The organism is Pseudomonas sp. TUM25319 (genome assembly GCF_056388475.1).
In genome coordinates, this window is the sequence record NZ_CM150751.1 from 4,426,848 (window position 1) to 4,438,699 (window position 11,852).

An 11,852-nucleotide genomic window follows, 5' to 3' on the forward strand; every position below is an offset into this window, starting at 1 on the left:
ACGACGGGGGCACGGCACCTGCGCGCCGTCCCCCCGGATTGAATCACGCCGCAGCGTCAGTCGGTCTCACAGGACAGCTGCCCGCCCTCCGCCTTCTTCTGCCGCAGCGAACGCCACGCCAGCCCCAGCACCACGAACCACAGCGGCGCTGCCAGCAAGGCCTGACGGGTGTCCTGCTCCAGTGCGAGCAAAACCAGGATGAACACGAAGAACGCCAGGCACGCCCAGACCATCGGGATGCCGCCGGGCATGCGGAAGCGCGAGGCTTGGTGCAGGTGGTCGCGCTGCTTGCGGTAGGCCAGGTACGACAGCAGGATCATCGACCAGACGAACATGAACAGGATCGCCGACACCGTGGTGATCAGGGTGAAGGCGTCGAGCATGTTCGGCATCACGTAGATCACCAAGGCGCCGAAGGTCAGGCACAGGCAGGAAAACAGCAGGCCGTTGGCCGGCACCGCGCGTTTCGACAGGCCGCGAAACGCACCGGGCGCGTCGCCCTCCACCGCCAGGCCATAGAGCATGCGGCTGGTGGAGAACACGCCGCTGTTGGCCGACGAGGCCGCCGAGGTCAGCACCACGAAGTTGATGATCGCCGCAGCCGCCGGCAGGCCGGCGAGCACGAACAGCTCGACGAACGGGCTCTTGTTGGCCACCACCTCGCGCCACGGCGTCACCGCCATGATCGCGACCAGCGCCAGGACATAGAACACGATGATGCGCAGCGGGATCGAGTTGATCGCCCGCGGCAGGTTGCGCTCCGGGTTGCGGGTTTCCGCTGCCGTGGTGCCCACCAGTTCGATACCGACGAAGGCGAACACGGCGATCTGGAAACCGGCGAAGAAGCCCATGGCGCCATGGGGGAACAGGCCACCGTCATTCCACAGGTTGGCCAGCGATGCCGCGTGGCCCGCCGGCGACTGCCAACTGGCGCCGACCATGTACAGGCCGGTGCACACCAACGCACAGATGGCGACGATCTTGATCATGGCGAACCAGAATTCCAGCTCGCCGAACATCTTCACCGTCAGCAGGTTGAGCGACAGCAGCAGGCCGACGCAGGCGATGGCCGGGAACCACGGAGCAACGTCGGGGAACCAGAACTGGGTGTAGGCGGAAATCGCGATGACGTCGGCGATGCCGGTGACGATCCAGCAGAACCAGTAGGTCCAGCCGGTGAAAAAGCCGGCCCAGGGCCCGAGCAGATCGGCAGAGAAATCGATGAAGGATTTGTAGTTGAGGTTGGACAGCAGCAACTCGCCCATTGCCCGCATGACGAAGAACAGCATGAAGCCGATGATCATGTAGACGAAGATGATCGAGGGGCCGGCCAGGCTGATGGTCTTGCCCGAGCCCATGAACAGGCCGGTGCCGATGGCGCCACCGATGGCGATCAACTGGATGTGGCGGTTGGAGAGATTGCGCTGCAGTTCGTGCTCTTCACCTTCACGGGGACGGTGATCGAAGGACGGTTCGGTCATGGTTTTCTACCTTGCACATTGAATTGTTTTTATAAGGTCACAAGTTCGAACAGGCGTGCCGCGAGCGGGTTACCCGCAGGGGTATCAGCAAGCGCTGTGCCAGGCCGCAAGGCCCCGGTTTTGCCGGGTCGCGGCGATCTGGCTGTAATGAACTCGCTCCAGCGACGGGGCCGTCGCCGGGGTAGAAAACCGCCGTCGGGCCCTGTGTACAGGGCCCTGCCGCCACTGGAGCGATTTCGCTCCAATGGAATGCTATCGGTCCGTGGTCACACCGCGCGCAGCGGCGCCTTGCTGCGCTGCTGCTCCTGCCAGTCGCCCACCAGCCCCACCGGCACATCCGACGGCGCCAGGGGCTGGCGACCGCGCACCAGGTCGGCGGCGCGCTCGGCCAGCATGATTGTCGGTGCGTTGAGGTTGCCGTTGGGCTCGCTGGGGAATACCGAGGAGTCGATCACCCGCAGCCCCTGCAGCCCACGGACCCGCAATTGCGAATCCACCACCGCCATGTCGTCCTCGCCCATGCGGCAGGAGCCGCAGGGATGCATGGTGCTTTCCATGTTGGCGCGCACGAAGGCGTCGATCTCGGCGTCGGTCTGTACCTGCGGCCCCGGCGCCAGTTCCTCGCCGCGGTAAGGGTCCATGGCCGGCTGGGCGATGATCTCGCGGGTCAGGCGCACGCAGCGGCGGAAACCTTCGCGGTCCTCTTCGCTCTCCAGGTAGTTGAAGCGGATTTCCGGATGCTGGTACGGGTCGGCCGACAGCGCCCGCACATGGCCGCGGCTCTTGGGCTTGTTCGGCCCGGTCAGCACCATGAAACCGTGGCCCTTGAACGGCTTGTCGCCGTCGTAGCGCATGGCGGCCGGCAGGAAGTGGAACTGGATGTCCGGCCAGCGCAGGCCCTTGGCCGAGCGGATGAAACCACCCGCCTCGAAGTGGTTGCTGGCGCCCAGGCCATCCTTGAACAGCAGCCAGCGCAGGCCGATCAGCGCCTTGCCCAGCAGGTTCATCTTGCCGTTGAGGGTCACCGGTTGCTTGCAGGCGTACTGGATGTAGATCTCCGAGTGATCCTGGAGGTTTTCGCCTACGCCCGGCAGGTCATGGCGCACCTCGATACCGGCCTTGCGCAGCACCGCCTCCGGGCCGATACCCGAGCGCTGCAGCAGGTGCGGCGAACCGATCGGCCCGGACGACACCAGCACCTCGCGGTTGCAATAGACCTTGTGGGTCTGCCCGCCCTGGTCGTACTCCACACCCACGGCGCGCTTGCCGTCCAGCAGGATGCGCCGGGTCATGGCGTGGGTCACCACGGTGAGGTTGGGACGGGTCATGGCCGGGCGCAGGTAGGCGTTGGCGGTGGACCAGCGCACGCCGTCCTTGACGGTCATGTGCATGGCGCCGAAACCTTCCTGCATGTAACCGTTGCAGTCGTCGGTCTTGATGTAGCCGGCCTCGGCGCCAGCCTCCACCCAGGCGCCGTAGAGCGGGTTCTGCATGTTGTTGCCGTTGTTGGTGGACAGCGGCCCGGCGCCACCGCGGTAGTCATCACCGCCGAACTTGAAGTGCTCGGCACGCTTGAAGTACGGCAGGCAGTGGCGGTAGCTCCAGTCCCTGGCGCCGAGGCTTTCCCACTCGTCGAAGTCGCAGGCATGGCCACGGATATAGACCAGGCCGTTGATCGACGACGACCCTCCCAACACCTTGCCCCGCGGGCAGTGCAGGCGGCGGCCGTCCAGGTGCGGTTCGGCGACGGTTTCGTAGCGCCAGTTGTACTTTTTGGTGTTCATCGGCAGGGAGAAGGCGCTGGGCATCTGGATCAGCACGCTGCGGTCGCTGCCGCCGAACTCCAGGACCAGCACCGAGATGCCGGCCTCTTCGGTCAGGCGGTTGGCCAGGACACAGCCGGCCGAGCCGGCGCCGATGATGATGTAGTCGTATCGCTTGTTCATGGTTCTAGTCCTTGGCGCCGAGGCCCGCGGCCTCGATCGCGTTGTCGGTGCGCTTGGGATAGCCACCCCAGCCACGGCGTGGCGCCAGCAGGCGGGTCAGGCCGTAGTGGACCAGCCCTGCCAGCAGGCAGGACGGCAGCGAGGCGGTGGCGAAGGTGAAGAAGGTGGTGTGGGCCAGGGTCTGCGGGTTGAACACCACCACGTAGATGGCGAAGCCCGCCAGCAGCGCCAGCAGCGCGATGGGGTTCACGCCGCGCCAGAAGCGCACTGGCGACTGGCCGGACGCCGCGTACAGGTGGCGCAGGTCGAGACGCTGGCGGCGCAGGAAGAAGTAATCGGCGATGCCGATCCCGGCCAGGGCGCTGTTCAGGGCGGAGGTCCACACCAGGAAAATGAAGAAGCCGTCGTAGATCCCCGGGAAACACAGCACGATCACCACCGGTATCAGACAGAACAGCGCCACCAGCACACCCCAGCGCACGCTGCGCAGGCGTTCGCCGGCCAACTGGCGCAGGCCGATCACCGCGGTGTAGAGGATGTTGACCATGCCGGTGAGGTTGGCCAGGGCCAGGAACGCCAGGGCGATCACGCCAAAGGTCATGCCGCCGGCCATGCGCATCCAGGTGGTCGGGTCGCTGCTGCCCAGGGTCGAGGCGGCGAACAGGCTGACCGTCTCACCCAGCGAGGCCGCGCCGAAGATGCCCACCAGGTTGGGCCAGAAGGCGGTGCGCTGGTTGCTGCACAGGCGCGACAGATTGCCGATGTAGGGCCACCAGGAGAAACCCGCGGCGATGTTGATCTCCACGGCGATCATGAAGTTGACACGCGGGTCGGCGAACGGCGCTTGCAGAGCCGGCATCGCCAGCAGTTCGGCGAGGCTGTGGTTGCGCGAGATGAAGTACATCAGTGCCAGCATGATCAGGATCAGGCTCGGGGCGATCACCGCGCTGAGGCGCCGGATCATGTCCGGACCGCGCATGGCCACCAGCGCGGCCAGGGTGATGGCCAGCAAGGCGCCGCCGCTGACCCAGGGCCCGTCGCCATCCGGCGGCGCCTGTTGCACCAGGGTTTCCAGGTTGTCCAGCGCTCGGCCGCACATCAGCCCGAGCACCGCCAGCCAGCCCAGGGTCAGCAGCACCACCGAGAGGAAATACACCAGCCGGCTGCCGTTGGCGCCGAACATGCTGCGCAGGAAGGTGAACTGCTCGACGCCGTACTTGCCGCACGGCAGGCAGGTGGACGCTGCCGCCAGGATCACCCCGAGGAGATTGCCGATGATGATGGCCGCAATTCCCTGGGCCGGGCCGACGAACAGCGCCGTGGCACCGCCGATCAGAAACACCCAGGTGGCCACCGCCAGCGCCGAGTTGGCATAGGCGAACCCCCAGAAGCCCCAGACCCGCTCGCCCGGCAACAGCGGCGTGTCACCCCGTTCCGCAGCGAGGCGGAACTCCTCTTCGCGCCCGCCGTTCATGGCCGGCCTCCGACCGCCAGGGCCACGCCGACCATCAATACGCTCAGCAGCACCAGCGCCACGCAGTCGAGCGCCGTCAGCGCCCCGGGCCAGTGCGCCCTGCTCTCCAGTTCTTCATAGGCGCGCAGGCGCCGTTCCAGGTCTTGCGCACGCTCGACATCCACTTGGCTGTTCATGGGCATCACCCTCTTCAGGTTCTTGTTCTTGAAATTTCGATGCATCCGTCATGTCGCGCCGCCGGCCAACCACCCGACGGCGCTGTACCGCGTCAGGGCTCAGGGCAAGGTGATCCACACCGCCTTGGTTTCCAGGAAGAACTCCAGTTGCTCGGCGCCCATGTCCTTGCCGTAGCCGGACTGCTTGTAGCCGCCAAACGGCATGGAGGGGTCCAGGGTGCTGTGGGCGTTGACGTAGACCGTGCCGGCCCGCAGCCGCGGAATCAGCCCGTGAACCGTGCCCAGGTCGCTGGAATAGATGGCGGCGGCCAGGCCGTAGACCGAGTCGTTGGCCAGCTCCAGCGCCTGCTCCAGGCTGTCGAACGGCTGGGTCACCAGGACCGGGCCGAAGATTTCCTCGCGGACCACACGCATGCGGTTGTCGCAGTCGGCAAAAATGGTCGGCTCGACGAAGAAACCGGGGCCGTCCAGTGGCTGGCCGCCGTAGAACAGCCGGGCGCCTTCGGCTTGGCCGAGGGCGATGTAGTCCAGCACCCGCTGCTGTTGCTGGCGCGATACCATCGGGCTGATGAAGCACTCCGGGTCCAGGCCGGGGGCGATCTTCAGGGTCGCCGTGTAGCGGGCCAGGGCGTCGAGGAAGTCGGCGTAGATGCTGCGCTCGACATAAACCCGGGTACCGGCATCGCAAACCTGCCCGGCGTTGAAGAACACACCGTTGGCCACCGCGACGGCGGCGGCCTCGATGTCGGCATCGGCGCACACGATCACCGGTGACTTGCCGCCCAGTTCCAGGGTCAGGCGCTTCATCTGGTCCATGGCGCTCTTGCCGACCGCGCAGCCCACCGGCGTGGAGCCGGTGAAACTGAGCTTGTCGATGCCCGGATGGCTGCACATCGCCTCGCCCACCACGCTGCCGCGGCCGGTGACGATGTTGATGACGCCGTCGGGGATCCCCGCCTCCTGCACCAGCTCGGCAAAACGCAGGGCCGACAGCGACGTCAGCTCCGCCGGCTTGACCACCACGGTGCAGCCGGTCGCCAGCGCCGCGCCGAGCTTCCAGGCCATGGTCTGCAGCGGGAAGTTCCACGGCACGATGGCGCCGACCACGCCCACCGCTTCCTTGCGGGTGTAGGCCAGGTAATTGCCCGGCAGCGACGGTTCCACCGTGCGCCCGTGCAGCTTGCTGGCCCAGCCGGCGAAGTAGCGCAGGGTATCGACGGTGCCCTGGATATCGACCGCGCGGGCCTGGCTCACCGACTTGCCCATGTCGATGGATTCGATCTGCGCCAGTTCGTCGCCATTGTGCTCGATCAGGTCGGCGAGGCGATGGATCAGGCGCTCGCGCTCAAGCGGCTTGAGCTGGCTCCAGGGACCGCCGTCGAACTGTGCGCGGGCGGCCTGCACGGCGCGGTCGAGGTCGGCGGCGGTGCCCATGGGAATGCGCGTCAGCACGCCTTCGGTGGAAGGCTCGATCACGTCGGCCAGGGCGCCATCGCTGGCATCGAGCCAGGCGCCGCCGATGAACAGGCGCTGCGGCTTGCCGAGAAAGCGCTGGGTGGCCTCGGAAGTACCGAAGGCCTGCAGGTAAGTCTTGACCTTGTTGTCCACGGTGAACGTCTCCGAGTCAGCGGGCCTTGGCGCGCGCGTGGAAGATGAAGCCGATGCTGTTCATCAGCAGTTGCGCGGCGAGGATCGAGGTCACGCCCGCCGGGTCGTAGGCCGGGGCCACTTCCACCAGGTCCATGCCGACGATCCGCCCCTGGCTGCGACGGGCCAGGGCCTGGATGATTTCCAGCACCTCGTAGTAAAGGAACCCCCCGTGGCTCGGGGTGCCGGTGCCCGGGGCAATGGACGGGTCGAAACCGTCGATGTCGATGGTGATGTAGTAATCCAGGCCTTGCGGAATCTTCGCCAGCACGCCCTCGCAGCCCAGGCGGCGCACATCGCGCACCGAGAGGATCTGCGAGCCGGCATCGCGGGCGGCGTCGTAGTCGTCGCGGTTGGACGACGACACGTTGCGGATGCCCATCTGGGTCATGCCGACGATGTGCTGCAGTTCCGAGGCGCGGCGCAGCGGGCTGCCATGGCCATAGCGCACGCCATGGCGCTCGTCGACGAAGTCCAGGTGGGCGTCGAAGTGGATGATGTGGATCGGGCCGTGGCCTTCGTAGGCCTTGATGACCGGGGCGTGGATCGAGTGGTCGCCGCCCAGCACCACCGGCATGGCGCCGGCCGCAAGGATCTGGCGCACCGCCGACTCGATGTTGGCGTTGCTGGTGGCCATGTCGGTGTGGACGATATCGGCGTCGCCGACGTCGACCATGCGCAACTGGTCTTCGGTCAGGTAGGTGGTGTCGTCTTCATGGTCGTAGGCCCCGGCGTGGCCGAAGGAGAACAGCGTCGATGCCTCGCGGATGCCGCGCGGCCCGAACCGTGCGCCGGAGCGCCACTGGGTGCCCATGTCGTTGGGCGCGCCGAGGATCGCAACGTCGGCGTCGATCGCCGCCCAGTCGGTGCAGATGGGCGCCTTGGCGAAGGTGCAATGGCCCACGAAAGGCAGGTTCAGGCGGCCGGATTCATAACCGTGCTTTGCCATGTTCAGATTTCTCCGGGTTCTTGTTCTGGTCAGGAGACGGGGCGAGCGAGCCACCACCGTTGCCAGCCACTATGGGCGCCCGGGAACCACGGAAAAATGCGCAAGTGCAGATACATGCATCGACCAGACCGATGTATCGCGCGTGGCCGGTATGGGTGTAAACCAGAGATTGCAGCGTGGAAACGCCCGTGGTTAGCTTGAAAGAAAACAGCGTTCCGGGGCGCTCATATCAGTCGATGCGATGTGACCCCCGAACAGGAGGCCCGCGTGATCCAGCTCCACGATGTCGACCTGAAGCTGCTTCGGGTATTCACCACGATCGTCCGCTGCGGCGGCTTTTCCGCCGCGCAGGCGGCGCTCAATGCCGGGCAGTCGACCATCAGCGAACAGATGACCCACCTGGAGACGCGCCTGGGCGTCAAGCTGTGCCAGCGCGGGCGCAGCGGCTTTCGCCTGACCGAACAGGGCGTGGCGATCCACGAGGCGACCTTGCGCCTGCTGAGCGCGGTGGAGAGCTTCTGCCTCGACGCCGACGTGCTCAAGCAGCACATCAGCGGCAAGCTCAACCTCGGCATCATCGACTCCACCCTGACCGATCCGGCCTCGCCGCTGCCGCGCACCACCCAGCGCTTCGTTTCCCGCGGCCACGATGCCCACCTGCACATCTACATCGGCACCCCGGCGGAACTGGAAGAGCGCGTTCTCGACGGCCGCCTGCACCTGGCCATCGGGCACTTTCCGCTACGGGTCGCGGGGCTGTCGTACCTGCCGTTGTACGAGGAGGCGCTGGGCCTGTATTGCGGGCGTCGGCACCCGCTGTTCGCCAGCCAGCACAGCAATGGCCGGCTGCTGGAAGACGTGCGCACCTGCCGCATCGTGGTGCGCGGCTACATGCAGCAATACGACCTCGAGCAACTGGGCATCACCAAGGCCGCGGCCACGGTGGAGAACATCGAGGCGGCGGCGATCCTGATCATTTCCGGGGCCTACCTCGGCTTTCTGCCGGTGCACTTCGCCGAACAGTGGGTCAAGACCGGCGAGATGCGCCGGCTGGGAGCCAGCGCCCTGAACCTCAGCTCGCCGTTCGACGTGATCACCCGTCGTGGCGTCTCGCCGCCGATCCTGCAGGCGTTCCTCGAGGACCTGGCGACCTGCATGCACCCGTCGGGGTGAACGCCTCGCCTTGACGCCGCCCTACTCGACCGCCTCGACCACGCCCTGGTCCTCGCCGAGGAAGCCGCCGCTCTGGTGCTGCCAGAGCCGCGCGTAGGTGCCGTTCTTCTCCAGCAACTGGGCGTGGGTGCCCTGCTCGATGATGCGCCCGTTGTCCATCACGATCAGCCGGTCCATGGCCGCGATGGTGGACAGCCGGTGGGCGATGGCGATGACGGTCTTGCCCTGCATCATTTCGTCGAGGCTTTCCTGGATCGCCACTTCCACTTCCGAGTCCAGCGCACTGGTGGCCTCGTCGAGCAGCAGGATCGGCGCGTTCTTGAGCATCACCCGGGCGATGGCGATGCGCTGGCGCTGGCCGCCGGACAACTTGATGCCGCGCTCGCCCACCAGGGTGTCGTAACCGCTGTGGCCCTGGCGGTCGCTGAGCTGGCTGATGAAGCCGTCGGCCTGGGCGTTGGCCGCCGCCTCGCGGATCTGCGCCTCGGTCGCCTCGGGCCGGCCGTAGGCGATGTTGTCGCGGATCGAGCGGTGCAGCAGCGAGGTGTCCTGGGTAACCATGCCGATGGCGCTGCGCAGGCTGTCCTGGGTGACCTTGGCAATGTCCTGCCCGTCGATACGGATCGCCCCGCTGTCCACGTCGTAGAAACGCAGCAGCAGGTTGATCAGCGTGGACTTGCCCGCGCCGGAGCGTCCCACCAGGCCGATCTTCTCGCCCGGCCGGATCTCCAGGCTGAGGCCGTCGAGCACCTGGCGCTCACCGTTGTAGTTGAAGCTGACGTTATCGAAGCTCACCGCGCCGCCGCGGGTCACCAGTTGCCCGGCATCCGGTGCGTCCACCACCTTCGGCCCCTGGGTCAGGGTCTGCATGCCGTCCTGCACGGTGCCGATGTTTTCGAACAGCGAGGTCATCTGCCACATGATCCAGTGCGACATGCCATTGATGCGCAAGGCCATGGCGGTGATCGCCGCCACCGCGCCGGTGCCGACATCGCCCTGGTGCCACAGCCACAGCGCATAGCCGCCGGCACCGAGGATCAGCCCCACCACCAGGGTCTGGTTGACGATCTCGAACTGGCTGACCAGGCGCATCTGGCGGAAGCCGGTTTCCTTGAAGTCTTCCATCGCCGCACGGGCGAAGTGCGCTTCACGTTTGGAGTGGGAGAACAGCTTGACCGTGGTGATGTTGGTGTAGGCGTCCGACACCCGCCCGGTCATGGACGAACGGGCGTGGGCCTGCTCCTGGCCGACCTTGCCCAGGCGCGGCACGAAATACAGCATGGCCAGGCCAAACAGCACGATCCAGGCAATGAACGGCAGCATCAGCTTGAGGGCGAAACCGCCGGCCAGGGCGATGATGGCGATGAAGTAGACGCCGATGCCGGGCAGGATCTCGATCAGGGTGAACAACACCTCGCGCACCGCCAGGGCGGTCTGCATCACCTTGGTGGTGACCCGCCCGGAGAACTCGTCGGAGAAGAACGACAGGCTCTGGCGCAGCATCAGCCGGTGGAAGTCCCAGCGCAGCCGCAGCGGCAGATTGATCGCCAGCACCTGATGCTGGACCATGGTCCGCAGCGCCACTAGACCGATGCTGGTGACCAGCACGATGCCGATGCCCCACAGCACGCTGCTTTCCTGGCCGGCCGACGCATCGCCCGCCTTCCAGGCCGAGAGCAGGTCGACCACCTGGCCGAGGAAGGAAAACAGCCAGGCCTCATACACCGACACCGCCGCGCTAAGCAGCGCGAACAGCAGCACGTAGCTACGGGCGCCACGGGTGCAGGCCCAGAGAAAGCGCGCCAGGCCAACGGGCGGCGGCGGCAGTTCGTCGGGCGGGAAAGGGTCGAGTCGTCGCTCAAAAACACGAAGCATGGTGATCTCTGGAAAAGTAAAAATGATACGGGTCTGTCTGGTGACAGAGGCTTGGCGCGCGCGTTGGTTCAAGCCGGTGTCGCTTCAGGGAGCATCACGTCATAGATGCCCCGGGCCGCACGCACCGGAACCGGCGGCGTGATCGGCCGCACATCGGTCAGTTCCCAGGCAAGCCAGCCGTCCGCGTAACTGCTGGCGCAGGCGGCCGGGATATCAGCCTCGACGAACGGACGAACCGCCTTGACCCGCACGATCGCCACGGCATGGCCATCGTCTTCCTCGCCCTCGATGTGCAGGAAGCGGCCGTTCTCGACGATCAGCAGGTCTTCGGCAGGATCGAGGTGCGGATGCCAGCGGCGAACCTCGAGGGTTTTCTGACCGCTGGCGATGCGACCGCCGCCTGGACTGACGATGGACAGGGCTTTGAACGTCCGCAGCGCGCTGCACCCGCTGGAAAGCGACATACCGGGTTCCTTGGTAATGACAGGGTGGGCAAAGGATACAGGGTGCGGCCACGGGATAAAGGCGCTCGAGCGTTTTTCATCGGGAGCAGTGCACTTGCCCGAGCGCCAGGGCCCTCTTCACTCCTGAACCCGACAGTCCGCTCGCCCCTTCATCCCCGACACATGCACGCTGACATGCCGCACCGAAAACCCGGGTTTGGCCACTTGCTGAAACGCGGACCACTCGCCTTTATCGCCATTGGCCACCTGATAGCCGATGGCACCATCGGCGGCCCAGCTCAAGCGCAGCGAAAAGAGGCCGGCCTGGTTGTTCACCGTGCTGAACACGGTGTTGATGATCGGCTGGGCCTTGTTGAAGGTGCGCAGCACGAACAAGCGCTCCTGGCTTTCCAGTTTCACGTAACTGGACAGGAACAGCGTATCGTCTTCCGCGTCGTCTTGCGCCGCGGCGAGGATCACCGAAGGCACCCACTTCTCGCCACGGTTCTCCCCCTGGGTCGTGACCTTGCAGGTGAGCGCGCCCTGGGCCCCGACGTTCTGCTTCAAATACGTCTCATACATTCCGTAGGGCACATCGAACTCGATCGCCTTGGCGACGGGGATGCAGACCGGCAGGCAAGCGACGACAGACAACGTAATGACGCGAGGCAAAAAACTCACAGAATCT

General features: G+C 66.0%; 10 protein-coding genes. 1 reads left to right on the forward strand and 9 read right to left on the reverse strand.

All coding sequences use genetic code 11. The annotated features are described in order from the left end of the window. Window positions 1-56: 56 nt before the first annotated feature. The 6 genes from cycA to speB all read right to left on the reverse strand — a co-directional run bounded on the left by cycA (window position 57) and on the right by speB (window position 7,673). A complete protein-coding gene (gene cycA, locus AC05QJ_RS20140) occupies window positions 57-1,481 on the reverse strand; it encodes a D-serine/D-alanine/glycine transporter (RefSeq protein WP_476743048.1) in 1,425 nt (474 codons plus the stop codon). A 266-nt stretch (window positions 1,482-1,747) separates the two neighbouring features. Continuing rightward, the gene (gene betA, locus AC05QJ_RS20145; RefSeq protein WP_476743049.1) at window positions 1,748-3,427 is read right to left on the reverse strand and encodes a choline dehydrogenase; all 1,680 of its coding nucleotides are present in this window, start codon (window positions 3,425-3,427) and stop codon (window positions 1,748-1,750) included. A 4-nt stretch (window positions 3,428-3,431) separates the two neighbouring features. Then, the gene (locus AC05QJ_RS20150; RefSeq protein WP_476743050.1) at window positions 3,432-4,901 is read right to left on the reverse strand and encodes a cytosine permease; all 1,470 of its coding nucleotides are present in this window, start codon (window positions 4,899-4,901) and stop codon (window positions 3,432-3,434) included. After that, window positions 4,898-5,077 carry a hypothetical protein gene (locus AC05QJ_RS20155; protein WP_476743051.1) on the reverse strand — a complete coding sequence of 60 codons (180 nt, stop codon included), beginning with the start codon at window positions 5,075-5,077 and terminating at the stop codon, window positions 4,898-4,900. Before AC05QJ_RS20155 ends, AC05QJ_RS20150 begins: the two co-directional genes overlap by 4 nt. A 99-nt stretch (window positions 5,078-5,176) precedes the next feature. Next, window positions 5,177-6,685 carry an aldehyde dehydrogenase family protein gene (locus tag AC05QJ_RS20160; RefSeq protein ID WP_476743052.1) on the reverse strand — a complete coding sequence of 503 codons (1,509 nt, stop codon included), beginning with the start codon at window positions 6,683-6,685 and terminating at the stop codon, window positions 5,177-5,179. A gap of 16 nt (window positions 6,686-6,701) precedes the next feature. Beyond that, window positions 6,702-7,673: an agmatinase gene (gene speB, locus AC05QJ_RS20165; protein WP_476743053.1), complete on the reverse strand. Its 972-nt coding sequence runs from the start codon at window positions 7,671-7,673 to the stop codon at window positions 6,702-6,704. 267 nt (window positions 7,674-7,940) lie between these two features. Here speB and AC05QJ_RS20170 point away from each other — a divergent pair, with 267 nt between their 5' ends. Continuing rightward, entirely contained in the window at window positions 7,941-8,846 is a 906-nt protein-coding gene (locus AC05QJ_RS20170) for a LysR family transcriptional regulator (RefSeq protein ID WP_476743054.1), read from the forward strand. Between the two features lie 21 nt (window positions 8,847-8,867). Here AC05QJ_RS20170 and AC05QJ_RS20175 read toward each other — a convergent pair whose 3' ends face one another. The 3 genes from AC05QJ_RS20175 to AC05QJ_RS20185 form a co-directional block, all read right to left on the reverse strand. Next, on the reverse strand, window positions 8,868-10,721 hold the full coding sequence (locus AC05QJ_RS20175) for an ABC transporter ATP-binding protein (RefSeq protein ID WP_476743055.1): 1,854 nt from the start codon (window positions 10,719-10,721) through the stop codon (window positions 8,868-8,870). 68 nt (window positions 10,722-10,789) lie between these two features. Then, window positions 10,790-11,185, reverse strand: coding sequence for an ASCH domain-containing protein (locus AC05QJ_RS20180; RefSeq protein WP_476743056.1), 396 nt, complete (start codon window positions 11,183-11,185; stop codon window positions 10,790-10,792). Between the two features lie 117 nt (window positions 11,186-11,302). Further along, window positions 11,303-11,845 (reverse strand): hypothetical protein, encoded by a 543-nt coding sequence (locus AC05QJ_RS20185; RefSeq protein WP_476743057.1) that lies wholly within the window; start codon window positions 11,843-11,845, stop codon window positions 11,303-11,305. Window positions 11,846-11,852 lie beyond the last annotated feature (7 nt).